The 24,985-nt window shown below is 65.3% G+C and carries 23 protein-coding genes; 17 read left to right on the forward strand and 6 right to left on the reverse strand.

The annotated features are described in order from the left end of the window. The 11 genes from BN1134_RS14745 to gloA form a co-directional block, all read left to right on the forward strand. The coding region (locus BN1134_RS14745; RefSeq protein WP_042048147.1) for a tetratricopeptide repeat protein at window positions 1–494 on the forward strand (494 nt) is incomplete at its 5' end. Then, complete coding sequence (locus tag BN1134_RS14750) at window positions 488–1,930, forward strand: BatD family protein (protein ID WP_042048148.1); 1,443 nt, start codon at window positions 488–490, stop codon at window positions 1,928–1,930. The genes BN1134_RS14745 and BN1134_RS14750, both read left to right, overlap by 7 nt. 29 nt (window positions 1,931–1,959) lie before the next feature. After that, window positions 1,960–2,580, forward strand: a complete 621-nt coding sequence (locus BN1134_RS14755) for a LysE family translocator (RefSeq protein WP_042048149.1) — start codon at window positions 1,960–1,962, stop codon at window positions 2,578–2,580. A gap of 131 nt (window positions 2,581–2,711) precedes the next feature. Further along, window positions 2,712–3,293: an electron transport complex subunit RsxA gene (gene rsxA, locus BN1134_RS14760; RefSeq protein WP_042048150.1), complete on the forward strand. Its 582-nt coding sequence runs from the start codon at window positions 2,712–2,714 to the stop codon at window positions 3,291–3,293. Window positions 3,294–3,297: 4 nt separating this feature from the next. Further along, window positions 3,298–3,861 carry an electron transport complex subunit RsxB gene (gene rsxB / locus BN1134_RS14765; protein ID WP_042048151.1) on the forward strand — a complete coding sequence of 188 codons (564 nt, stop codon included), beginning with the start codon at window positions 3,298–3,300 and terminating at the stop codon, window positions 3,859–3,861. A 2-nt stretch (window positions 3,862–3,863) separates the two neighbouring features. After that, window positions 3,864–6,212, forward strand: a complete 2,349-nt coding sequence (rsxC, locus tag BN1134_RS14770) for an electron transport complex subunit RsxC (RefSeq protein WP_084214822.1) — start codon at window positions 3,864–3,866, stop codon at window positions 6,210–6,212. Next, a complete protein-coding gene (gene rsxD / locus BN1134_RS14775; protein ID WP_042048152.1) occupies window positions 6,212–7,273 on the forward strand; it encodes an electron transport complex subunit RsxD in 1,062 nt (353 codons plus the stop codon). The genes rsxC and rsxD overlap by 1 nt, the downstream gene beginning before the upstream one ends. Beyond that, a complete protein-coding gene (gene rsxG, locus BN1134_RS14780; RefSeq protein ID WP_042048153.1) occupies window positions 7,270–7,902 on the forward strand; it encodes an electron transport complex subunit RsxG in 633 nt (210 codons plus the stop codon). The genes rsxD and rsxG overlap by 4 nt, the downstream gene beginning before the upstream one ends. Before the next feature lie 2 nt (window positions 7,903–7,904). Next, a complete protein-coding gene (locus BN1134_RS14785) occupies window positions 7,905–8,609 on the forward strand; it encodes an electron transport complex subunit E (RefSeq protein ID WP_042048154.1) in 705 nt (234 codons plus the stop codon). Between the two features lie 10 nt (window positions 8,610–8,619). Next, window positions 8,620–9,261, forward strand: coding sequence for an endonuclease III (gene nth, locus BN1134_RS14790; RefSeq protein ID WP_042048155.1), 642 nt, complete (start codon window positions 8,620–8,622; stop codon window positions 9,259–9,261). A 2-nt stretch (window positions 9,262–9,263) separates the two neighbouring features. Further along, entirely contained in the window at window positions 9,264–9,677 is a 414-nt protein-coding gene (gene gloA / locus BN1134_RS14795) for a lactoylglutathione lyase (RefSeq protein WP_042048157.1), read from the forward strand. Between the two features lie 149 nt (window positions 9,678–9,826). Here the strand turns inward: gloA and phoU are convergent, their stop codons facing one another. From phoU to BN1134_RS14815, 4 genes are read right to left on the reverse strand one after another with little or no spacing between them, the layout of a single operon-like run. After that, window positions 9,827–10,537, reverse strand: coding sequence for a phosphate signaling complex protein PhoU (gene phoU, locus BN1134_RS14800; RefSeq protein ID WP_042048158.1), 711 nt, complete (start codon window positions 10,535–10,537; stop codon window positions 9,827–9,829). A 32-nt stretch (window positions 10,538–10,569) separates the two neighbouring features. Further along, window positions 10,570–11,388, reverse strand: a complete 819-nt coding sequence (gene pstB, locus BN1134_RS14805; protein WP_042048159.1) for a phosphate ABC transporter ATP-binding protein PstB — start codon at window positions 11,386–11,388, stop codon at window positions 10,570–10,572. 31 nt (window positions 11,389–11,419) lie between these two features. After that, a complete protein-coding gene (gene pstA / locus BN1134_RS14810) occupies window positions 11,420–13,072 on the reverse strand; it encodes a phosphate ABC transporter permease PstA (protein WP_042048160.1) in 1,653 nt (550 codons plus the stop codon). 17 nt (window positions 13,073–13,089) lie between these two features. Then, window positions 13,090–15,327: an ABC transporter permease subunit gene (locus BN1134_RS14815; RefSeq protein ID WP_042048162.1), complete on the reverse strand. Its 2,238-nt coding sequence runs from the start codon at window positions 15,325–15,327 to the stop codon at window positions 13,090–13,092. Between the two features lie 297 nt (window positions 15,328–15,624). On the opposite strand from BN1134_RS14815, the gene BN1134_RS14820 reads away from it, so the two are divergent. Then, a complete protein-coding gene (locus tag BN1134_RS14820; RefSeq protein WP_042048163.1) occupies window positions 15,625–16,065 on the forward strand; it encodes a GyrI-like domain-containing protein in 441 nt (146 codons plus the stop codon). Window positions 16,066–16,072: 7 nt separating this feature from the next. On the opposite strand, the gene BN1134_RS14825 is transcribed toward BN1134_RS14820, so the two are convergent. After that, a complete protein-coding gene (locus BN1134_RS14825; RefSeq protein ID WP_232300657.1) occupies window positions 16,073–16,561 on the reverse strand; it encodes a prolyl-tRNA synthetase associated domain-containing protein in 489 nt (162 codons plus the stop codon). 87 nt (window positions 16,562–16,648) lie between these two features. Then, window positions 16,649–18,175 carry a fumarate hydratase gene (locus BN1134_RS14830; protein ID WP_042048165.1) on the reverse strand — a complete coding sequence of 509 codons (1,527 nt, stop codon included), beginning with the start codon at window positions 18,173–18,175 and terminating at the stop codon, window positions 16,649–16,651. Window positions 18,176–18,395: 220 nt separating this feature from the next. Between BN1134_RS14830 and pabB the strand changes: the two genes are divergently transcribed. The 5 genes from pabB to BN1134_RS14855 all read left to right on the forward strand — a co-directional run bounded on the left by pabB (window position 18,396) and on the right by BN1134_RS14855 (window position 24,973). Then, window positions 18,396–19,760: an aminodeoxychorismate synthase component 1 gene (gene pabB, locus BN1134_RS14835; protein ID WP_042048166.1), complete on the forward strand. Its 1,365-nt coding sequence runs from the start codon at window positions 18,396–18,398 to the stop codon at window positions 19,758–19,760. Continuing rightward, on the forward strand, window positions 19,757–20,356 hold the full coding sequence (locus tag BN1134_RS14840) for a CoA pyrophosphatase (RefSeq protein ID WP_042048167.1): 600 nt from the start codon (window positions 19,757–19,759) through the stop codon (window positions 20,354–20,356). The genes pabB and BN1134_RS14840 overlap by 4 nt, the downstream gene beginning before the upstream one ends. Before the next feature lie 176 nt (window positions 20,357–20,532). Further along, window positions 20,533–21,831: a serine/threonine transporter gene (locus BN1134_RS14845; RefSeq protein WP_042048168.1), complete on the forward strand. Its 1,299-nt coding sequence runs from the start codon at window positions 20,533–20,535 to the stop codon at window positions 21,829–21,831. 135 nt (window positions 21,832–21,966) lie between these two features. Further along, window positions 21,967–23,349, forward strand: a complete 1,383-nt coding sequence (locus BN1134_RS14850; RefSeq protein ID WP_042048169.1) for an L-serine ammonia-lyase — start codon at window positions 21,967–21,969, stop codon at window positions 23,347–23,349. Window positions 23,350–23,602: 253 nt separating this feature from the next. After that, a complete protein-coding gene (locus tag BN1134_RS14855; protein ID WP_042048170.1) occupies window positions 23,603–24,973 on the forward strand; it encodes an L-serine ammonia-lyase in 1,371 nt (456 codons plus the stop codon). Window positions 24,974–24,985: the final 12 nt, after the last annotated feature.

Here is a 24,985-nt window from a genome sequence, read left to right on the forward strand (position 1 = left end):
TGCTGGCGGTGCTGCTGCCGCTGGGAGTGCCCCACGCCGATGATGCCCATGGCCTGCTTTTTTATCAGGAGGGGCACTACCGGGCCGCCGCCGAGGCCTTCGATGACCCCCTCTGGCGCGGCAACGCCTGGTACCGCGCCGGGGAGTATCAGCGCGCCGTCACCGCTTACGCCATGAGCCAGAGCGTCACCGCCCACTACAACCGGGGCAACGCGCTGGCCCGCCTCGGTCGGCTCGACGAGGCGATCGCCGCCTATCTGGTGGTGCTGGCCCTCGACCCCGCCCACGCCGATGCCCGCTTCAACCTCGCCCTGCTGCAACGCCGTCAGCAGCAACAGGCGCGCAGCGCCGCCACGGCGCCATCCGATCAGCCCGAGCCCGCCACGGCCAAGGGGGCGCCCCCCCTGTCTGCGCCGCCGGTCATCCTGCTCAAGGAGCGGCTGCGCAAGCTGGCCGAGCGGGCCGCGCCGCCCCCCAGGGGGGAGCCATGGTGAAGCGCCTCCTGCTGCTGTGCCTCCTGATGATCCTGACGCCCGCCGAGGCGCGCCTGCTCAGCCAGGTGATCCCAAGCCAACAAGGCTGGCTGCTGGTGCTGGAGCAAGAGGGCCGCGCCGCCCCCGATGCCCTTCAAGTGACGCCGCTGCTGCGCCACTTCGTGGTCGGGCGCGTTAGCCGCAGCGACATCATCACGGCGCAGCGCCGCTTCACCCGCTGGCAGATCCCGCTCAGCCTGCCGCCGGGCCGGGCAGAGCCCTGGCCGCTCATTCCCCCCCTGCGGGTCGGTAACGAGCAAAGCCCCTCCCTGTCGCTGCCCCCCCTGCAAGGGGTGACGAGCGCGCCAGCGCCGGCCCCCCGCATTAGCCAGCAGGCCGTGCTGGAGGAAGGGGAGCGCTTCTGGGTCGGGCAGCCCTTTGTCTACCGGCTCACCATCACCCTGCCCGAGACGGTGGAGCGCCCCGGCCTCGACGAACTGCATGCCGCCGGCTTTCGGGTGCGCCGCCTCGGCGAGGATCGCTGGACCCCGCCCCCCACGCCGGGCCAAGCGGGCCAGATTGAGCGGCGCTGGCTGGTGCAGGCCCTGCAAAGCGGCCGCTTCTGGCTCGAGGCGCCGCGCCTGAGCGCCACCCTGCCCGCCGGAGAAGGCCAGCCGGCGCAGCAGTTGAGCGGGCGCGCCGCGCCGCTGCCGGTCACCATCATGGCCACCCCGCCGCTGCCGGTGGCGGCCCGGCTCACCCTGAGCCAGCAGATAGCGCCCCCGGCCGCGCTGCACCCCGGCGAGCCGCTCATTCGCACCCTGCGCATCGACTGGCAACAGGGGGACATGAGTGCACTGCGCCTCCCCGCGCCGCAGTTGCCCGATCTTCTGGTGCTGCCCGATGGCGAGCAGACCCACGAGCGCTACCTGGCCAGCGGTCAGCTGGTCGGCCAGCGCACCCTGCGCCAGGCCATCACCGCCCGCGAGCCGGGCGAGTACCGACTGCCGGCCATCGCCCTGCGCTGGTTCAATACCGCCACCGGGCAAATCGAGACGGCGAGGCTGCCTGCCATGCCCTTCACCGTGCTCGCCGTCCCCGCTCAGCCCGCCTCCCGCCACTACGGCCTGCTCGAGCTGGTCTCCCTGCTGCTGCTCATCAAGGGATTGCGCCCCTGGCTCATCCCCTGCTGGGATGCCGCCCGCCTCTATCGCGCGCTGAGCGACTCCCCCGAGCAGAGCCGCGCCGCCTGGCGCACTTGGCTCAGGCGCCGCGCCCAGCCTCCCTATCCGTCGCTGCCGGAGGCACTGGCCGGCGCCGTCGATGAACTTGAGCGCGCCTGCTTCGGCCCGCCCGTCCCCTGGCAGCCCGCTCGGCTGCGCCGGGCGCTGCGCCGCCACTGGCGTTGGCTGCTCACCCCCACCAAGGCAGCTGACACGGCGCGGGAGCCGGGATAGAGTGGGCCATCCCCCCAGGAGTCTTCCCCATGTTCGGCATCCATGATCTGGCCCTTTTCATCGCCTCGTCCCTGCTGCTCAACCTGATGCCGGGGCCCGACTCCTTACTGGTGATGCTGCGCACCGCAGGTCAGGGCTGGCGGGCCGGGGTGGCCGCCACCTGGGGGATCGGCAGCGGCATCATGGTGCACGTGCTGTGCGCCGCCCTCGGGCTCTCGGCCCTGCTCGCCGCCTCAGCCCAGCTGTTTGCGCTGGTCAAGCTGGCCGGCGCCCTCTATCTGGTCTATCTCGGCCTCACCCTATTGCGCCGCCACGCCGCCGTTCGCGATAGCGCCCCCCTGCCCGCCATGCCCCTGTGGGCCATCTATCGCCAGGGCATGCTGACCAATGTGCTCAACCCCAAGGTGGCGCTCTTTTTTCTCGCCTTCATGCCTCAGTTCATCGATCCGGCCGGTCAGCAGCAGGGGCTGGCCTTCATCCTGCTTGGCGGCATTTTTAATCTGGGGGGCATGATCTGGTGCCACCTGCTGGTGCTGATCACCGCGACCGCCCGCCACCGGCTGCACCTGCCGGCCCGCGTCAAGCGCGCGCTCGAGCGGCTGATCGGCGCCCTGTTTCTCGCCTTCGGCATCCGGCTGGCCATCGGTTAGCCGCCGCCAGCGGGCAATTCTTTCGCCAATCGGGCCCGACTGCTTAATAACCCTGCACCCGCAGAGTTGTTTAGCTCTGCCTAACATCAGATAATACCGGCCGCATTCACTCCGGATCTCCCATTACTCTGATGACTGAATATCTGCTCCTGTTGATCAGCACAGTGCTGGTCAACAACTACGTTCTGGTGAAATTCCTGGGGCTGTGTCCCTTCATGGGGGTGTCGAGCAAGCTCGAGACCGCCATCGGCATGGGGCTGGCCACCACCTTCGTCATTACCCTGGCCAGCGCCTGCGCCTATCTGGTCGAGCACTACATTCTGCTGCCCCTCGGCATCGGCTACCTGCGCATTCTCGCCTTCATCCTGGTCATCGCCGTGGTGGTGCAGTTCACCGAGATGGTGGTGCACAAGACCAGCCCGAGCCTCTATCGCCTGCTCGGCATCTTCCTGCCACTCATCACCACCAACTGCGCCGTGCTCGCGGTGCCGCTGCTCAACGTCAACAGCAACCACGACTTCATCCAGAGCGTGCTCTATGGCTTTGGCGCCGCACTGGGCTTCTCCCTGGTGCTGGTGCTGTTTGCCGCCATGCGCGAGCGGCTGGTTGCCGCCGACGTGCCTGCGCCGTTTCGCGGCGTCTCGATTGCCATGATCACCGCCGGTCTGATGTCGCTCGCCTTCATGGGCTTCACCGGCCTCATCAAGATGTAACCTCATGATCCATATTTTGTTTGTCATACTGGTGCTGACCCTGCTGGCGCTCGCCTTCGGGATCATACTGGGCTTTGCCGCGGTCAAGTTCCGCGTCGAGGCCGACCCCATCGTCGACCAGCTCGACGCCCTGCTGCCCCAGACCCAGTGCGGTCAGTGCGGCTACCCCGGCTGCAAGCCCTACGCCGAGGCGGTCGCCGGCGGCGACGCCATCAACAAGTGCGTGCCCGGCGGCGAGCCGACCATGCGCAAGATCGCCGAGCTGATGGGGGTCGAGCCCCAGCCCCTCGGTGGCGATGAGAGCGCCGTGCCCGTCAAGAAGGTGGCCTTCATCCATGAGGATCAGTGCATCGGCTGCACCAAGTGCATCCAGGCCTGCCCGGTCGACGCCATCATCGGCGCCACCAAGGCGATGCACACCGTCCTCAAGGAGGAGTGCACCGGCTGCGATCTCTGTGTCGCCCCCTGCCCGACCGACTGCATCGAGATGATCCCGCTGCCGACCACGGTCGATAACTGGAAGTGGAACCTCGCAGCCGTACAGATCCCGGTTAAGGTGGTGGAGTAGTCATGCAAGCTATCATCGAACGCATCAAGGCCGGGGCCATGTGGGATTTTCATGGCGGCATCCATCCCCCAGAGAACAAAACGCAGTCCAGCCATCAGCCGATCCGCGAAGCGGGTCTGCCCCCTGAGCTGATCATCCCAGTGCGCCAGCACGCCGGCCCCGCCGGTGAGCTGCTGGTTCAGGTGGGGGATCGGGTCAAGAAGGGGCAACCCCTGACCAGCTGGCAGGGCGGACGAACGGTGCCGGTGCATGCCAGCACCTCGGGCACCATCACCGCCATCGGCGAGCAGACCGTGGCCCACCCCTCCGGCCTCTCGGATCTCTGCATCACCTTGGTTCCGGATGGGGAAGAGAGCTGGTGCCCGCGCGATCCGCGCCCGGATTACTGGCACCTCGAGCGCAGCGAGCTGCTGGCGCGCGTGCAGCAGGCGGGGATCGCCGGCCTTGGCGGCGCCGTTTTCCCGACCCACAGCAAGCTGGACGGACGCGGTCAGCGCACCGAGATCCTCATCATCAACGGCCTCGAGTGCGAGCCCTACATCACCACCGACGATCGCCTGATGCGCGACTACGCCGCCGAGGTGATCGAGGGGATCCGGGTGCTGCGCCACCTGCTCGGGCCCAAGCTCTGCCTCATCGGGATCGAGGACAACAAGCCCGAGGCGATCGCCGCCCTCACTGCCGCCATCGGCGAGCATGACCAAGACATCATGGTGCGGGTCACCCCCACCAAATACCCCTCGGGGGGCGCCAAGCAGACCATCGAGATCCTGACCGGGCGCCAAGTGCCCAAGGGGGGCCGGGCGGTCGACATCGGCATCATGGTGCTCAACGTGGCCACCGTGTTCGCCATCAAGCGCGCCATCGTCGAGGGGGAGCCCCTCATCGAGCGGTTGGTTACCCTGACTGGCGAGACCTTCCGCCAGCCCGGTAACGTCTGGGTTCGCCTCGGCACCCCGGTGCGCTGGCTGTTGCAGCGCTTCGAGTTGCAACCCGAAGCCGAGCAGCGGGTCATCATGGGTGGCCCCATGATGGGCTTTACCCTGCCCCATGCCCGGGTTCCCGTGGTCAAGGCGACCAACTGCCTGCTCTCCCCGAGCCGGGCCGAGCTGCCGCCCCCCGGCCCCGAGCAGGCCTGTATCCGTTGCAGCGCTTGCGCCGATGCCTGCCCGGCCACCCTGCTGCCCCAGGAGCTTTACTGGTACAGCCGGGCCCGCGAGTATGACAAGGTCGAGGCGCTTAACCTGTTTGACTGCATCGAATGCGGCGCCTGTGCCTGGGTCTGCCCAAGCGAGATCCCGCTGGTGCAGTACTACAAGATTGCCAAAGATGACATCCGCGAGAGCCGCGCCGAGGCCGAGAAGGCCGAACGGGCCAAGGCCCGCTTCGAGGCCAAGCAGGCCCGTTTCGAGCGCGAGAAGGTAGCCCGTGAGGCGCGCCACGCATCCGCTGCCGCCAACCGCCGCCAGGTGCTGACCGAGGCGGCGGGCGGCGACGATCCGGTGGCCGCCGCACTGGCCAGGGTCAAGGCCAAGCAAAGCGGGCTCACCACCCAGGGGGCCCTGCCCGACGGCGCGCCGGATAACGAGGCGGTGATCGCCGCCCGCGCGGCCCGCAAGCGCGAGGCCGAGGCCCGCCGCGCCGCCAAGCTGGCCGAGCAAGGCGCCAGCGCGCAGAGCGAGGTGCCGAGTGTGAACCACGACGCGGCATCGGCGCAGCCGACCCCGGCCCCCGCGTCAACCGAAAGCGAGAGCGGCGACGATCCCGAGGCACGCAAGAAAGCCGCCGTGGCCGCTGCCCTGGCTCGGGCCAAGGCCAAGAAAGCCGCCAGCGCGCAGAGCGAGGCGCCGAGCGCAAGCCGCGACGCGGCATCGGCGCAGCCGACCCCGGCCCCCGCTTCAACCGAGAGCGAGAGCGGCGACGATCCCGAAGCGCGCAAGAAAGCCGCCGTGGCCGCCGCCATCGCCCGGGCCAAGGCCAAGAAGGCCGCCAGCGCGCAGAGCGAGGCACCGAGCGCAAACCGCGACGCGGCACCGGTGCAGCCGACGCCGGCTTCAACCGAGAGCGAGAGCCACGACGATCCCGAGGCGCGCAAAAAAGCGGCCGTGGCCGCCGCCATCGCCCGGGCCAAGGCCAAGAAGGCCGCCAGCGCGCAGAGCGAGGCACCGAGCGCAAGCCGCGACGCGGCACCGGTGCAGCCGACGCCGGCTTCAACCGAGAGCGAGAGCCACGACGATCCCGAGGCGCACAAAAAAGCGGCCGTGGCCGCCGCCATCGCCCGTGCCAAGGCCAAGAAGGCCGCCATGACCCAATCCAATCCAACGACAGCTGACAACGAGGTGGGTGACTGATGTTCAAAATTGCGAGTGCCCCCTTTGCCCATAACCGCAAGCAGACCAGCACCATGATGGGGCTGGTGCTGCTGGCCTGCCTGCCGGGGCTGCTGGCCCAGAGCTGGTTCTTCGGCTGGGGTACCCTCATCCAGCTGCTGCTGGCCACCCTCACCGCCTGCGTGAGCGAGGCGCTGATCTTGCGCCTGCGTCGCCGCCCTGTGCTGCCGGCACTGTGGGATGGCAGCGCCGTGGTGACCGCCGTGCTCATCGGCCTTTCCCTGCCCCCTTTTGGCCCCTGGTGGCTGGTGGTGCTCGGTACCGCCTTTGCCATCATCGTCGCCAAACAGCTCTATGGCGGGCTCGGTCAGAACCTGTTCAACCCAGCCATGGTCGCCTACGTGCTGCTGCTGGTCTCGTTCCCGGTGCAGATGACCAGCTGGCTACCCCCTGAAGGGGTGCGCGCCATGGAGCTGGGCATGGGCGATGCGCTTGCCACCATCTTCAGCGGCCACAGCCTCGACGGCTACAGCATGGCGCAGCTGCGCATGGGGGTGGACGGCACCACCATGGCCACCCCGCTCGATACCCTCAAGACCGGCCTCACCCAGGGGCTGACCGTGCCCGAGATCATGCGCGCCCCCCTCTATGAGGGGTGGGGCGGCATCGGCTGGAACTGGGTCAACCTCGGCTATCTGCTGGGCGGCCTGTTCCTGTTGCAGCAGAAGGTGATCAGCTGGCGCATCCCGGCGGCCGTGCTCGCCGGCCTGCTCGGCGCTGCCGTGCTGGGCTGGCTGGTGACCCCGGACACCACCGCCTCCCCCATGCTGCACCTGTTTAGCGGCGCCACCATGCTGGGGGCCTTCTTCATCGCCACCGATCCGGTCAGCGCCAGCACCACGCCGCGCGGGCGCCTCATCTATGGCCTCCTCATCGGCGTTACCGTCTACCTCATCCGCCGCTTCGGCGGCTATCCGGATGCGTTTGCCTTCGCCGTGCTGCTCGCCAACCTGTGCGTGCCGCTCATCGACAGCCTGACCCGTCCCGCCGTCTATGGCCAACGCAAGGGGGCGCGCAAATGATCGGCAGCATGAGCAAAAACGGCGTCATCCTCGGCGCCTTTGCCCTGGTCTGTACCGCCGTGGTGGCACTGACCAATGAGCTCACGGTCGAGCGCATCGAGCAGCAGCACCAGCAAGAGAAGCTGGCGACCCTGTCGGCCCTGCTGCCGGCCGGCAGCTATGACAACGATCTGGTGGGCAGCTGCCGCCTGGTGACCAGCGCCGAATACCTCGGCAGCCCCAAGCCGATGCCCCTCTATGTGGCCCGGCAAGGGGACACCATCACCGGCTACGCGCTGGAAACCGTCGCCCCCGACGGCTACAGTGGCGCCATCCGTCTGGTGGTCGGCTTCACCCAGGAGGGCACCATCACTGCGGTGCGCACCCTGGAGCACAAGGAGACACCGGGCCTTGGCGACAAGATTGAGCTGAAAAAGTCCAACTGGATCGAGAGCTTCAAGGGGCGCTTCCTGCGCCCCGACAACGAGACCAGCTGGGCGGTGAAAAAAGATGGCGGCGAGTTTGATGCCTTCACCGGCGCCACCATCACCCCGCGTGCCGTGGTCAAGGCGGTCAAACGGGTACTGATGCTGCAAGCCAGCCACCCCGAGCTGCTCGAGAGCGCGCCAGCCTGCGCCAAGGGAGAGTAACGATGAACCAAGAGATCAAGAATCTGTGGCAGCAGGGACTGTGGAAAAACAACCCCTCCCTGGTGCAGGTGCTGGGCCTGTGCCCCACCCTGGCCGTCACCTCGACCCTGACCAATGCGCTGGGGCTGGGGCTGGCCACGCTGGCGGTGTTGACCTGCTCTAACCTCGCCATCTCCCTGGTGCGCCACCTGGTGCCCAAGGAGATCCGCATCCCGGTCTATGTGCTGATCATCGCCGCACTGGTGACCTGCGTGCAGCTGCTGATGAACGCCTACACCTACAGCCTCTATCAGGCGCTGGGCATCTTCATCGCCCTCATCGTCACCAACTGCGTCATCATCGGTCGCGCCGAGGCCTATGCGGTGAAAAACGCCCCCCTCTATGCGGCCATTGATGGCTTCATGATGGGGCTGGGCTTTACCCTGGTGCTCTGCACCCTGGGCGCCATGCGCGAGATCATCGGTATGGGCACCCTGTTTGACGGCGCCGATCAGCTGCTCGGCAGCTGGGCCAGCGTGCTGCGCATGCAGATCCTGCCGGCCGACTCGGCCCTGATGATCGCCATCCTGCCCCCCGGCGGCTTCATCGGGCTGGGGCTGCTCATCGCCGCCAAGAACGCCATCAACGACTGGCGCGGCAAGCAGGCCGTCACCGAGCGAGCCCACTGCGCCGTCCCAGCTCCTGGGGCGCGCGCCACCGAGCTGTAACGGAGAAGACGTGAACAACCAAAAACGCAGACAGATCCTGGAGCGGCTGCGGGAGGCCGATCCCCACCCGACCACCGAGCTGCACTTTAGCTCGCCGTTCGAGCTGCTCATCGCCGTGCTGCTGTCGGCCCAGGCCACCGACGTGAGCGTCAACAAGGCCACCGCCAAGCTCTACCCCGTCGCCAACACCCCGGCCGCCATGCTGGCGCTCGGCGTAGAGGGGGTGAAGGAGTACATCAAGACCATTGGCCTGTTCAACACCAAGGCCGAGAACGTCATCAAGACCTGCGCCATGTTGCTCGAGCGCCACGGTGGCGAGGTGCCGGAGAACCGCGAGGCGCTGGAAGCCCTGCCCGGCGTCGGCCGCAAGACCGCCAACGTGGTGCTCAACACCGCCTTCGGCTGGCCCACCATCGCCGTCGACACCCACATCTTCCGCGTCTCGAATCGAACCGGTTTCGCGGTGGGCAAGAACGTCGATCAGGTGGAAGAGAAACTGCTCAAGGTGGTGCCGGCCGAGTTCAAGCTCGACGTGCACCACTGGCTGATCCTGCACGGGCGCTACACCTGTCTGGCTCGCAAACCCCGCTGCGGCTCCTGTATCATCGAGGATCTGTGCGAATTTAAAGAAAAAATCTACCCGGAGGGATAACCATGAGAATCCTGCACACCATGCTGCGCGTCGGCGATCTGCAACGCTCCATCGACTTCTACACCCGCGTGCTGGGCATGAAGCTGCTGCGCCAGAGTGAGAACAGCGAGTACAAGTACACCCTGGCCTTCGTCGGCTACGGCGACGAGAAGGACGAGGCGGTCATCGAGCTGACCTACAACTGGGGGGTGAGCGAGTACGATCTGGGCTCTGCCTATGGTCACATCGCCCTGGAGGCGGACGACATCTACGCCACCTGCGAGGCCCTGCGGGCCGCCGGCGCCAAGATCACCCGCGAGCCGGGCCCGGTCATGGGCGGCACCACCGTCATCGCCTTCGTCGAAGATCCGGACGGCTACAAGATTGAGCTGATCGCCAAGAAAGATGCCGGCATGGGACTGGGCCAGAGCGCCTAATCTTCACACCACAAGGGCGCCATCATGGCGCCCTTGCTGTAACTGGCCGAGCCCCATTCGATGATCGGCCCTCTTTTTCTCTCCCCCACCCGCCTCCTGCGTCACGCCATAAAAAAACGGGGCCCTGAGGCCCCGTCTGCATCTATCGGTTACGGCTTGTTCACCAGGTTAGTGAACTCGTCGCCCTTGGTGTGGCGCACATCCTTGCCCTTAACGAAGTAGATGATGTACTCGCAGATGTGCTGGCAGCGATCGCCGACCCGCTCGATGGCGCGCGCCGCCCACAGGACGTTGAGCACCTGAGGGATGGTGCGCGGATCTTCCATCATGTAGGTCATCAGCTCGCGAATGACCGACTCGTAGTCGCGATCCACCTTGTCATCTTCTTGATAGACGGCGACGGCGGCGTCGAGATCCATGCGGGCGAAGGCGTCGAGCACGTCGTGCAGCATCTTGATGGTGCGCCGGCCCATGTTCTCCAGCGACACCAGCGGCGGCTGCGGCTTGTTGGCGTTGTCGGTGAGCATGCGGGCGATCCGCTCGGCCACGTCACCGATGCGCTCGAGCTCGGCGATGGTCTTGATGATGGCCATCACCAGACGCAAGTCAGACGCGGTCGGCTGGCGCTTGGCGATGATGCGGGTGCACTCCTCGTCGATGGCCACCTCCATGGCATTGACCTTGTGGTCGCTGCCGACGATGCGGCGCGCCGCATCGAGATCCTGATCGTGAATGGCCGCCAGCGCGTCGGTCAGCTGCTGCTCGACCAGCCCCCCCATCACCAGCACCTGGTTGCGCACGTTTTCCAGCTCGGTATTGAACTGCCCCGAGATATGTTTGCCGAGATTCATATTGTCCATGTCGAAATCCTTAAACCGGGTGCGGTTATGCCTTAGCCGTAACGGCCGGTGATATAGTCCTCGGTCTTCTTCTTGGCCGGGGTGGTGAAGATGGTGTTGGTGTCGGTGTATTCGATCAGTTCGCCCATGTACATGAAGGCGGTCTGATCCGACACCCGGGCCGCCTGCTGCATGTTGTGGGTGACGATCACCACGGTGAACTGCTTCTTGAGCTCGTTGATCAGCTCCTCGATGGTCAGGGTCGAGATGGGATCGAGCGCCGAGGTCGGCTCATCGAGCAGCAGCACTTCCGGCTCGATGGCGATGGCGCGGGCGATCACCAGACGCTGCTGCTGACCGCCAGAGAGGCCGAAGGCGTTCTCGTGCAGGCGATCCTTGGCCTCCTCCCACAGGGCGGCGCCGCGCAAGGAGCGCTCCACCGCCTCGTCCAGGGTGCGGCGATCGTTGATCCCTTGCAGGCGCAGGCCATAGACCACGTTCTCGTAGATCGACTTCGGGAACGGGTTGGGGCGCTGGAACACCATACCGACCCGGCGGCGCAGGGCGGCGACATCCACGCTCTTGTCATAGATGTTGTTGCCGTGCAGCAGGATCTCCCCCTCAATGCGGCAGCTCTCCACCAGATCGTTCATCCGGTTGATGCAGCGCAGCAGGGTCGACTTACCGCAGCCGGAGGGGCCGATGAAGGCGGTCACCTGCCCCTTGGGGATCTTCATCTCGATGTTGTAGAGCGCCTGCTTGTTGCCGTAGTAGAGATCCAGCCCCTTCACTTCCAGCGCGGTCTGCTCGGCCGGCAGGTTGGCCAGATCCAGCGCCTTGGGCTGCTGCATGGTGGTGTTGACGTTGATCATGGTTACCTCGAATCGGTGCTAGGGGGCCGGATCAGTTATCCAGCGCCTTGAATTTTTCACGCAGGTGGTTACGGATGGCGATGGCGGAGAGGTTGAGCCCCACGATCACGGTCACCAGCAGGAAGGAGGTGGCATAGACCAGCGGGCGCGCCGCCTCCACATTGGGGCTCTGGAAACCCACGTCATAAATATGGAAGCCCAGGTGCATGAACTTGCGCTCCACGTGCAGGTACGGGAAGTTGCCATCCATCGGCAGGGTCGGTGCCAACTTCACCACCCCCACCAGCATCAGGGGGGCCACCTCGCCGGCGGCCCGGGCGATGGCCAGGATGAGGCCGGTCATGATGGCCGGGCTCGCCATGGGCAGCACGATGCGCCACAGGGTCTCGGCCTGGGTGGCGCCGAGGGCCAGTGAGCCGTGACGGATGGCGCTCGGGATGCGGGCCAGCCCCTCCTCGGTCGAGACGATCACCACCGGCAGGGTGAGGATCGCCAAGGTCAGCGCCGACCAGATGACGCCGGGAGCGCCGAAGGTGGGGCTCGGCAGCGCCTCGGGGTAGAACAGCCGATCGATGCTGCCGCCCAGGGTGTAGACGAAAAAGCCGAGGCCAAACACGCCGTAGACGATGGAGGGCACGCCGGCGAGGTTGATCACCGCGATGCGGATGAACTTGGTCATCACGTTCTTACCGGCGTACTCATGCAGGTAGACCGCCGCCACCACCCCGAGCGGGGTGACGATGATGGCCATCAGGATCACCATGAAGACGGTGCCGAAGATGGCCGGGAACACCCCGCCCTCGGTGTTGGCCTCGCGCGGCTCGCCACCGATGAACTTGCCAATCTGGTGGAACCAGTGGCCGATCTTGGCCGGCAGGCTCATCTGGTTCGGCCAGGTGACGTCGAGCACCTTGGAAAGCGGCATGGTGACCGCCTCGCCGCGCATGTCGGTGACGGTCACGCTGTCGCGTCCGGCATCGGCGCGCAGGGCAAACAGCTCTTTTTCCAGCACCTGATAGTCCGCCTGCAACTGAGCCCGCTCGGCGCTCAGCTCACCCTTGAGCTCGTCGCTTAACCGCCCTTCCAGCTCGGCCTTGCGCTCCTTGAGGCGCAGCTTCTCGAGCCGGTAGTTGATGGCCCCTATCTTGCCCTTTTGCAGGCTGTCCGCCTGGGCGTTGAGGCCGACGGCGCGGTTGATGGCCGCCACGAACGGCTGATGCAGATCGCCGCTGACCGCCTGACCGTCGACGGTCAGCGCCGTGACGGTGCCGTAGAAGTTACCGTTGGTGGTGCGCTCGATCACCGCCAGCTCGGCCGGCTGACGGCGCGCCGCGATGTCGCTCTCCAATATCCAGCGAAAGTCGAGGTCGACAAACTCGCGGTTACCGGTCTTGATGAGGTAGCGAGTGAGCCACTCGCGGCTCTCCCCTTCGGGCAGCAGCCGGCCGGCGTCACGCAGCCGCTCGATCGGCACCTGCTCTTGATCGTAGAGTTCACCAATCACCAGATGGGGCTGCCCGTTCTGATCCTTGACCTGCCACTCATAGATGGGGTGCGGCCAGAAGTAGACCAGACCACGCCAGCCGATGAGCAGCAGCAGGCCCAACACCGCCACCAGACTCATGCTCACGGCGCCGCCGGTCATCCAGATCCAGGGAGCCCCCGTTTTAAACCACTTTCCCATTGCTTGATTCCTCGCCCTTACAGGGAGCTGTATTTTTCACGCAGACGCTGGCGGATGAACTCGGCAAGCGTGTTGAAGACAAAGGTGAAGACGAACAGCACGAAGGCCGCGAGGAACAGCACCCGGTAGTGGGAGCTGCCGACCTCGGACTCGGGCATCTCGACCGCGATGTTGGCGGCTAGGGTGCGCAGCCCCTGGAACATGGAAAAATCCATGATGGGGGTGTTGCCGGTGGCCATCAGCACGATCATGGTCTCGCCCACGGCGCGGCCAAGGCCGATCATCACCGCCGAAAAGATGCCGGGGCTGGCGGTGAGGATCACCACCCGGCTCAAGGTCTGCCACGGGGTGGCGCCGAGCGCGAGCGACCCCAGCGTCAGGTGCTTGGGCACCGAGAAGACGGCGTCTTCGGCGATGGAGAAGATGGTCGGGATGACCGCAAAGCCCATGGCGATCCCCACCACCAGCGAGTTGCGCTGGTCAAACTTGACGCCCGCCTCGTTGGTCAGCCAGATACGGGTATCACCGTGGAAAAAGAGGGTCTCGAGCAGCGGGCTCAAGCCAAACGCGCCCCACCCGATCAGGATCAGCACCGGCACCAGCAGGATTGCTTGCCACCCCTCCGGCACCCGCTGGCGCATGCGCTCGGGCAGAGTCTGCCAGGCCATGGCGGTCAGCAGCATGCCAAGGGGCAGCACGACGAGCAGCAGCACCACGCCGGGCAGGTTGTCTTCCACCAAGGGCGCCAGCCAGAGTCCGGCCAGGAAACCCAGGATCACGGTCGGCAGGGCCGCCATGATCTCGACCGTGGGTTTGACCACCTTGCGCAGGCCCGGCGACATGAAATAGGCGGTGTAGACGGCGCCCGCCACCCCGAGCGGCACCGCAAACAGCATGGCGTAGAAGGAGGCCTTGAGGGTCCCGAACGCCAGCGGAACCAGGCTCAGCTTGGGCTCAAAATCGTTGCTGGCGGAGGTGGACTGCCACACGAACTGGGGCTCGGGGTAGCCTTCGTACCACACCTCGTGCCACAGGGCCGACCAGGTCACCTCGGGGTGGGCATTGTCCACCGTAAAGGCCCTGATGCCGCTGCCCTGCTCCACCAGCAGCAGGTTGTTGCGCGGCGAGAGGGCCACCCCGTTGAGATCGCGGGTGTCGAGCTGCTCGCTCAGCAGGCGGGTCTCACCCGTGGTGTGGAAGAAATCGACCGTCCCCTTGCTGGTGGTGGCCACAAACCCCTTGCGGTGGGTCTCGACCGCCAGCTCGCTGACCGGGCCGGAGGCCGCAAAGTCGCGGATATGGGTAAACTCGCGCTTGCCCCCCTTGGCCACCTCGAACCACTGGGAGATTACGCCGTTGTCATTGCCCACCAGCAGCGAAGAGGCGCCAGAGAGCAGCGCCACCTTGGTGACGTTGCCGCCCTGGGCGTTGATCTCCAGCACGTTGCGCAATGTGATATCGTCGGGCTTGCTGATGTCATAGACCGACAGACGGTTGCCCTCGCGCAAAAACAGGGTGCGCAGGTTCGGGGTCATCAACATCTGATCGACGTGGCGCGGCAAGGTCGGGATGGTGTAGTTGCTGCTGCTCCACTCCACCTCACCAGAGAGGAAGTTCTGCTCGCCGCTGAGCACCGTCATCACGCCGCGCCCATCTTCCGTCAGCGCCGCCGCCACCATCTTGTCGCTGCCGGCCTCAAGGGCCAGTAGGCGCAGCGGCTTGCCTTGGGGATCGATCTGCATCGGCTCGTCGCCAAACGGGTGCTTGAGCTCGGGGACGATCACCCGGGTGTCATTGGGGTAGCTGACGGCAAAGCCGGGACGCAGGATCTCGACCCTTCCGTCCGCTCGGCCATAGGCGATCACCTCTTCATCACCGTGGCTGCGCGCCACGCTGCTGATGCTGCCAGCCAGTTGCTGACGGGCGATGAGCTGACCGGCGCTAAAGCCGTTGCCCGCCTTGAGGGCGAAGAAGCTCACCTGCCCCTGGTCACCGAAGCGAAAGCCGATCTCGTTCTGCTCCTCACTGCCGAGCCAGGCGGTGCGATCGCTCGCCGGTACCTGTACCGTGCTCAGCGGCGCAATTGAAGCCCCGTGAAAGAGGGGTTTGACCACATAGAGGAGGTAGAAAAAGATGAGCAGCAGCGCCACCAGCACCAGAGAGCCCCCGGTGGTGACGCCGTACTTCATCAATAAGTCCTTGATCCGACGCTTCTTACTGCCGGTCATGACCAAGGCGGTGGATTCCGATGACATGCAAGACCTCAAGATGGTTTGGGCATGGGCGCGATTATATGGCGGTAAAATGACAGTAATGTTACATGACGTGCGAACACTCGGGGCGTCTCCCCCCGATTGGGTCAGTAACAGGGGGCCCCTTGGGTGTTACGCTCCTCCTCACGGCCCCCCTCCCCACGAGCAGGCGTCAACCTCAGCGGACGGTGGCTCACGTTCCGATCCCCCCGCCCCGTCTGGAGCAAGGGATTGCAGCGCAATCGCAGGCAGCGCTTGTGCCCCTCCCCCTGCCGGCGCCCCTATGTTGTGAGGAGTAAGATGGAGATCATCACCCTACCCGAGCGCACCGTGCTGGCCCAGACCCACACCCTGACCCTGGCCGAGGTGGGCCTGCGCAGTGCAGCAACCTGCCCAACCCTCGAGCTGCGCGCCCGGCAGCTTGGGCTGACCATCGACGGCCCGTGGCAGTTTGTGGCCGAGGGGCTGCCCGAGCGCGCCGATCACCCCTTCACCCTGCGCATCTGCCTGCCGGTGCAAGGGGAGCACCCGGCGCTAACCCGACTCCCGGCCTGCCGCTGTGCCCGCCGCCTCTATCAGGGGCCGCTCAACGCCCTGTTTGAGCAGGGTTACCAACCGCTGCTGGCGGCCATCCGGGCCCAGGGCCTGCCCCTGAGCGGCGAGAGCCGCGAGGTGTATCACCACTGGGCGGGGCCCGATAGCCCCGACAACCGCATCGAGATCCAGTTCGTGCTGGCCTGACGCCAGCTCAGGGCAGAGTGAGCAGGGTCGGCACCCGTCCCCATGCACCGAGCAGGGTGCGCAGATCGGCCTGCTCCAGCACCCAGGTTTCGGTGTTGATGAGCGGATGGCACTGCACCAGGGGGGCCTCCCACACCCGGCGCTCCAGCACCAGTTCCACCTGATGGGCCCCATCGTTGACCAGCGCGAGCAGGGTCACGGCGCCGGGCTCGACCCCAAGATGGCGGCGCAGCCGCTCGGGCGAGGCGAACGAGAGGCGGCGGGTGCCCAGCCGCTCGGCCAGCGCCGCCAGATTAACCGGCGTCTGTTCGTCTGCCACCACCAGCAGCAGGCGTTGACCACGGCTCTCTTTTAAAAACAGATTCTTGACCCTCAGCCCAGGCAGATCCCCCACCAGGGCGCTGGCCTGCTCACAGGTCATGGCCGGTGCGTGCAGCCGCCCCTCGACCCGGATGCCAAGGTGCGCCAATTGCGCCGCCAGTTGTTCCCTGTCCACCCTCACTCCTTTTTGCTCATGCCCATAAACAAGAGGGCGCCCCGTTCGGGAGCGCCCTCATTAACGCGGTACCATCAGGGATGGCGCTCAGCGTGACAGCTCACCGTCGAGTTCGGCTATCTTGGCCGACCAGTAGGCGGGGCCGGTCTCGTGGATGTTGTTGCCTTGCGAGTCGACCGCCACGGTCACCGGCATGTCTTCCACCTCGAACTCGTAGATGGCCTCCATGCCGAGATCGGCAAAGGCCACCACGCGGGCCTTCTTGATGGCTTTCGCCACCAGGTAGGCGGCGCCACCGACGGCCATCAGGTAGACGGCGCTGTGCTCCTTGATGCTCTGCACCGTCTTGGGGCCACGCTCGGACTTGCCAATCATGCCGATGAGGCCGGTTTCACCCAGCATCATGTCGGTGAACTTGTCCATCCGGGTGGAGGTGGTGGGGCCGGCCGGGCCGACCACTTCGTCACGCACCGCATCGACCGGGCCGACGTAGTAGATGAAGCGGTTGGTAAAATCGACCCCTTCCGGCAGCCCTTCACCGCGCGCCAGCATGTCGGCAATGCGTTTGTGGGCGGCGTCGCGGCCGGTGAGGATTTTGCCTGAGAGCAGCACGGTGTCACCGCTCTTCCAACTGGCCAGCTCCGCCTTGGTGATGCCATCGACGTTGACCCGGCGCACGTTGCCGCCCGCCTCGCGGGTGATCTCGGGCCAATCTTCCAGCTTGGGCGGGGTCAGCTCGGCCGGGCCGGAGCCGTCGAGCTCAAAATGCACGTGGCGGGTGGCGGCGCAGTTGGGGATCATCACCACCGGCTTGGAGGCGGCGTGGGTCGGGGCGGATTTGACCTTCACGTCGAGCACTGTGGTGAGGCCGCCGAGCCCCTGGGCGCCGATGCCGAGCTTGTTGACCTTGTCATAGAGCTCGACGCGCAGCTTCTCTTCGGTGGTTTCGGGGCCGCGGGCGATCAGCTCTTGGATGTCGATGTGCTCCATCAGGGCCTCTTTAGCCAGCACGGCCGCCTTCTCGGCGGTGCCACCGATGCCGATCCCGAGCATGCCGGGCGGGCACCAGCCGGCCCCCATGGTCGGCACGGTCTTGAGCACCCACTCGACGATGTCGTCGGAGGGGTTGAGCATCACCATCTTGGACTTGTTCTCAGAGCCACCGCCCTTGGCGGCGATGCTCACCTCGACCTTGTCGCCGGGGATCATGTCGATGTGCACCACGGCCGGGGCGTTGTCACGGGTGTTCTTGCGACTGCCGGCCGGATCGGCCAGCACCGAGGCGCGCAGGGGGTTGTCCGGATTGGTGTAGGCACGGCGGGTACCCTCGTCCACCATATCCTGCACCGTCATGTCGCTGTCCCACTGCACCTGCATGCCGATCTTCACGAAGCAGGTGACGATGCCGGTATCCTGGCACAGGGGGCGATGCCCCTCGGCAGACATACGGGAGTTGATCAGGATCTGAGCCAGGGCATCCTTGGCGGCCGGGTTGGCTTCCCGGTCGTACGCTGCCTTGGCGGCCTGGACGAAATCGAGGGGATGGTAATAGGAGATGTACTGTAGGGCATCCGCGATGGAGTCGATGAAATCCTGTTTTCTTATAATGCTCATAATGGCCTCACTGGTCCTTGCGAGAGCGATGTACCGGCCAAAAAGGGCTGGCACGGGCAAGGGCGTCCATGATGAACCGCAGGGGCGAAGGGGGATCCTGATCCGCATCCTGCGGCGACTTTGCTCGTTTTTGCCGGCCTATGATACGCTTCCCACCCCGAAGCCGACTAGGGATCAGCTCTCAATTCTGCCGATTGCCCTATTTAAAGCCTTAAACCGCATGAAAACACCGCTTTACATCGCGCCATTGACCGGCTGTGAGCTACTGACCCTCTTCGCCGCACTGGCCCGGCAACCCTGGGCCATGCTGCTCGACTCCGCCGGAGCCGAAGGCGCGGACAACCGCGTTGACATTCTGGTGGCCGACCCGCTCGCCACCCTGGAGACCCGGGGCGCGACGACCCTCATTCGTCACCCCGGCGGTGAGCTGCGCTCGGAGGATGACCCCCTCACCTTGCTGCGCCAGTGGCAACAACGCCTGCTGGGTGACCCCGACGAGCCCTCTGCCCTCCCCTTCACCGGCGGGGCGCTGGGACTGTTTGGCTACGATCTCGGGCGCCGCTTCGAGCGCTTGCCCCAGCGCGCGCAGGCCGATGTCACCGTCCCCGACATGGCGGTGGGGATCTACGACTGGGCGCTGCTGCGCGACCATCAGCAGGCGCAGACGCGGCTGCTGGTGCGTGGCGACCAGGCGGCATGGCAGGCGCGCCGCGACTGGCTGCTGTCACAAACCGCCGCCCCGCTCGCCCCGTTTGCCCTCACCAGCCCCTGGCAGTGCGACCTTGACCAGGCCCAGTACGCCGAGAAGTTTGCCGCCATTCAGGATTACCTGCGTGCCGGCGACTGCTATCAAATCAACCTCACCCAGCGTTTTCACGCCGGTTACCGGGGCGATGAGTGGCAAGCCTATCTGCGCCTGCGCGAGGGCAACCGCGCCCCCTTCTCGGCGTTTTTACGCCTGCCGCAGGCGGCCATCTTGAGCCTCTCCCCCGAGCGCTTCTTGCTGCTCGATGGCCGCAGCGTCGAGACCAAGCCCATCAAGGGCACCCGTCCGCGCAGCCCGGACCCTGCCCTGGATGCGGCGGCCGCCCGCGAGCTGGCCCAGGCGCCGAAAGACAGGGCCGAGAACCTGATGATCGTGGATCTGCTGCGTAACGACATCGGCCGGGTCTGTACCCCCGGCTCGGTGCAGGTGCCCCACCTGTTTGCCATCGAAAGCTTCCCGGCGGTGCACCACCTGGTCTCCACCATCCACGGCACCCTGGCCGAGGGGCTGCATGCCAGCGATCTGCTGCGCGCCTGCTTCCCAGGGGGCTCCATTACCGGCGCCCCGAAGATCCGCGCCATGGAGATCATCGAGGAGCTCGAGCCGGTGCGGCGCAACGCCTACTGCGGCAGCATCGGCTACCTGAGCCAGCACGGCCGGATGGACACCAGCATCACCATCCGCACCCTGATCGCCGAAGGGGGCCGCCTCTACTGCTGGGCCGGCGGCGGGATCGTGGCCGACTCAGACGTGGCCAGCGAATACCAAGAGACCTTCGACAAACTCTCGCGCATCCTACCCCTGCTGGAGACACCATGACCCGCGACGAACTGCTGACCCGTTTTCTGCTCACCCTGCCGCCTGAGGCGGCGGCCCTCCCGCGCACCGGCCTGGATCAGGCGGCGGTACTGCTGCCCCTGGTGGAGCGCGACAGCGGCCTGCACCTGCTGCTCACCCGCCGCTCCAGCCAGCTGCGCCACCACGGCGGCCAGGTGAGCTTGCCCGGCGGGCGGCGCGATCCGGGTGATGAGAGCCTCATCGCCACCGCCCTGCGCGAGACTCGCGAGGAGCTCGGCATCGCCGCGAGGCAGTTGCAGATCCTCGGCTGCCTGCCGCCACGCCCGACCGTGTCGCGCTTCTGGGTGCAGCCGGTGATCGGCCTGCTCGACCCCAACTACGTGGCCACCCCCAATCCTGACGAAGTCGCGCGGGTATTCGAGGTGCCGCTTGGTTGCCTGCTCGATCCCCGCCACTACCATGCCTGGACTTTCCCCCGTGAAGGGCGGGCCCACACGGTCTGGTTCCTCCCCTGGCAAGATGAGCTCATCTGGGGGGCGACGGCGGCCATCATTCGCCAGCTGGCCGAGCAGACCACGGGGTGGCGGCAGCACTGGCCGGCCAACGAGCCGGGCTAGGGCTCAACTAAGTTTTAAAAAATTTAAAACGCGTTTAAAAAATATAGAATCGATCACAATTTCACACATTATTTGATATTTCATCCGGCAAAGTTCGGCATTGGTCAACATTTCACGCTACCCACTATGGGTATGCTTGCCCCCATTACAACTATCACGCTAGATGGGGTGTTCACATGACCAACAACATAACCGGCGCGCAGCCTCTTACCACACCACAGGAGCCGCTGGCCCCGACCCGCGTGGCGCGGGGATGGACCCGACAGGATACCACCTGGGTCATCAGCCTGTTTGGTACCGCCGTCGGCGCCGGCATCCTCTTTTTACCGATCAACGCCGGCATGGGGGGCTTCTGGCCCCTGGTGGTGATGGCGCTGCTGGTCGGCCCCATGACCTACTTCGCCCACCGTGGTCTCTCGCGTTTCGTGCTCTCCTCCCAGCAGCCCAACGCCGACATCACGCAAGTGGTGGAGGAGCACTTCGGTGCCGGTGCCGGCAAGCTCATCACCCTGCTCTACTTCTTCGCCATCTATCCCATCGTGCTCATCTATGGCGTGGGGATCACCAACACGGTCGAGAGCTTCATGGTGAACCAGTTGCAGCTAGCAGCCCCGGCGCGCTGGCTGCTCTCTATCGTGCTGATCATGGGCATGATGTCGGTGATGCTGGCCGGTGAGCGGCTGATGCTCAAGGTCACCGAATGCCTGGTCTACCCGCTGATCGCCATCCTGGCCGGTCTCTCCCTCTACCTCATCCCGGACTGGACCGGCGCCGCCCTGAGTGAGGTGCCAAGCGCCAAGGATTTCGCCACCACCTTGTGGCTGACCATCCCGGTGCTGGTGTTTGCCTTCAACCACAGCCCGGCTATCTCCAGCTTCGCCCTGGCCCAGCGCCGCGACCACGGGGATAATGCGGTGGCCAAGTCCGACGCCATCTTAAAGCGCACCGCCATGGTGCTGCTCGGTTTCGTGATGTTCTTCGTCTTCTCCTGCGTAATGAGCCTCACCCCGGCCCAGCTGGCCGAGGCCAAGGCCCAGAACATCCCCGTGCTCTCCTATCTGGCCAACCAGCACGAGAGCCCGCTCATCTCCTACTTCGGCCCGCTGGTGGCGTTCGTGGCCATCGTCTCCTCCTTCTTCGGCCACTACCTGGGGGCGCGCGAAGGCCTCAAGGGGCTGGTGGTGCAGCAGATGCGCAGCGCCGGCAAGGAGCCGAACATGAAGAAGCTCGAAGTGTTCATCATCGCCTTCTTCATCCTGACCCTGTGGGGCACCGCCGTGGCCAACCCCTCGATCCTCGGCATGATTGAGTCCCTTGGCGGCCCCATCATCGCCACCATCCTGTTCATCATGCCGATGTACGCCATCAAGCGAGTACCGGCCATGGCCAAATATCAGGGTGCCATCAGCAACCTGTTTGTCGCCGTGATGGGAACCGTGGCCATCTCGGCCATCCTGTTCCAGCTTTTCGGCTGATCTTTCCCTGTCATTTCAAGGGGCTGCTTTGGCCGCCCCGCTTCGTTTTTGAGCCCTGGCTCACACCCGCCTCTATTCCTTTCACCTCAAAAAAATTACAATATTTATACAAATCCTATAGTGGAGCTCTGCCCCATGATCAGCGTGTTCGATCTCTTCTCCATCGGTATCGGCCCCTCCTCCTCCCACACGGTCGGCCCGATGCGCGCCGCTCACGCTTTCGTCTCACAGCTCAGAGCCCAAGGGGCGCTGACGCGCACCGATCGGGTCGAGACCGAGTGCTACGGCTCGCTCGGCCAGACCGGCAAGGGGCACGGCACCGGTAAAGCCATCATACTGGGGCTGGCCGGCTTTGAGCCCGACACGGTCGACATCGAGGCGATCCCCGCCTTCCTGGCCGAGGTGGAGCGCCGCGAGCAGCTCGTCCTCGGCGGCGAGCAGCCCAGCGCCTTCCCGCGCCAGGGGGCGATTATCTTCAACCGCAGAAAGAGCCTGCCGCTGCATGCCAACGGCATGACCCTGCGCGCCTTTGCCGGCTCAACCCTGCTGTGCGAGCAGACCTACTACTCCATCGGCGGCGGCTTCATCATCGAGGAGAGCCGTTTCATCAACGCCCGAGACGAGGCGCAGGCCTTCGATCTGGCCCATCCCATCCCCTACCCGTTTGACTCGGGTGCCGATCTGCTCGGTCACTGCCATGAGACGGGGCTGTCGGTGGCCGGCGTCATGCTCGCCAACGAACGGGTCTTTCGTACCGACGCCCAGATCAAGGCGGGGCTGCGCCGGATCTGGGAGGTGATGCAAGCTTGCGTGGTGCGTGGCTGCCAGAGCGAAGGCGTGCTGCCGGGGGGGCTCAAGGTGAAGCGCCGCGCCCCGGCGCTCTATCGCCAGCTCACCAGCGAGACCGGCTTTAACAAAGATCCCCTGATGGTGATGGAGTGGGTCGATCTGTTTGCGCTGGCCGTCAACGAGGAGAACGCCGCCGGTGGGCGGGTGGTGACCGCGCCGACCAACGGGGCGTCGGGCATCATCCCGGCCGTGCTGCACTACTATGACCGCTTCGTGCACCAGGTCGATGACGATGCCTTGGTGCGCTACTTCCTCACCGCCGCCGCCATCGGCATCCTCTATAAGAAGAACGCCTCGCTCTCCGGGGCCGAGGTGGGCTGTCAGGGTGAGGTGGGGGTGGCCTGCTCGATGGCCGCCGGCGCCCTGACCGCCCTGCTCGGCGGCAGCCCGGAGAACGTGGAGAACGCCGCCGAGATCGGCATGGAGCACAATCTGGGACTCACCTGCGATCCGGTGGGGGGGCAGGTACAGGTGCCCTGCATCGAGCGCAACGCCATGGGAGCGGTCAAGGCGATCAACGCCGCCAAGCTGGCCCTGCGTGGCACCGGTGAACACAAGGTGTCGCTCGACAAGGTGATCAAGACCATGTGGGAGACCGGCAACGACATGAAGACCAAGTACAAGGAGACGGCCCGGGGTGGGCTGGCGGTTAACATCACAGAGTGTTAACAACATTGCGGATTCGAACCGGCCTCTGGCCGGTTTTTTTATGTAAATCGTTTAACAAAATGGCTTCGGCTCAAAATTACTTTTATACTCCGCGCCGAATTTCAACAAAAATAGATCTAATTCAACTTTTTTTAAGTGCGGAGTAGATAGACTTGCAGCATGTGGTTCACATTGCGTGCCGGTCCTCTTCCCGAGTCGCACGTCAACAAGAACGGTCAGTGGCACGCCACTCTATCCCTGAGGTAATTCATTCATGATCAGCGTTTTTGACATCTTCAAAATCGGTGTTGGCCCCTCCTCCTCCCACACTGTGGGCCCCATGAAGGCCGCCAAGCAATTTGTGGATGATCTGCGTGCCAGCGGCAAGATCCGTGACATCACCCGGGTACAGGTGGATGTCTACGGCTCCCTCTCCTGGACCGGCAAGGGCCACCACACCGACACCGCCATCATCATGGGTCTGGCCGGCAACCTGCCGGAGAACGTCGACATCGACGCCATCCCGGAATTTATCTCTCGTGTCGAGCAGACCGGGCGCCTGCCGATCGGCCTGCACTGCCACACCGTTAGCTTCCCGCGCGAAGCCATGGTGTTCCACGACGAGGCGCTGCCGCTGCACGAAAACGGCATGAAGCTGACCGCCTTCATCGAAGATGAGATTGCCTACAGCAAGACCTACTACTCCATCGGTGGCGGTTTCATCGTGGATGAGGAGAATTTCGGCAAGGCCGACAGCGGCGACATGCCGGTGACCTATCCGTTCAAGAGCGCGGCCGAGCTGGTGGCCCACAGCAGCCAGACTGGCCTCTCCATCTCTGCCCTGATGATGGAAAACGAGAAGTGCTTCAACACGCCGGAAGAGATCTACAAGAAGTTCGGCAAGATCTGGAACACCATGCGCGAAGGCATTGAGCGCGGCTGCCGCACCGAAGGGGTGCTCTCCGGCCCGCTGCGCGTCCCGCGCCGCGCCGCCCCCCTGTTCCGCCAGCTCACCACCAACGAGAGCCTGTCGAGCGATCCGATGAACATCGTCGACTGGGTCAACATGTTTGCGCTGGCGGTGAGCGAGGAGAACGCCGCCGGTGGCCGCGTGGTAACCGCCCCGACCAACGGCGCCGCCGGCATCATCCCGGCCGTGCTGGCGTACTACGACAAATTCATCCAGCCGGTGGGGCGCGACGAGTACACCCGTTTCTACCTGGCAGCCGGCGCCATCGGCATCCTCTACAAGACCAACGCCTCCATCTCCGGCGCCGAAGTGGGCTGCCAGGGTGAGGTGGGCGTCTCCTGCTCGATGGCCGCCGCCGGCCTGACCGAGCTGATGGGCGGCAGTCCCGAGCATGTCTGCGAGGCAGCCGAGATCGCCATGGAGCACAACCTCGGTCTGACCTGCGACCCGGTCGCCGGCCAGGTGCAGGTGCCCTGCATCGAGCGTAACGCCATCGCCTCCATGAAAGCGGTCAACGCCTCGCGCATGGCGCTGCGCCGCACCTCCAAGCCGCGGGTGTCGCTCGACAAGGTGATCGAGACCATGTACATCACCGGCAAGGACATGGACTCCAAGTACCGGGAAACCTCCCGTGGCGGCCTCGCCATCAAGGTAATGCAGGTCGCCTGCGAATAAGCCGAGTCAGCA

This window comes from Aeromonas simiae, from assembly GCF_000820125.1.
Lineage (GTDB): Bacteria > Pseudomonadota > Gammaproteobacteria > Enterobacterales > Aeromonadaceae > Aeromonas > Aeromonas simiae.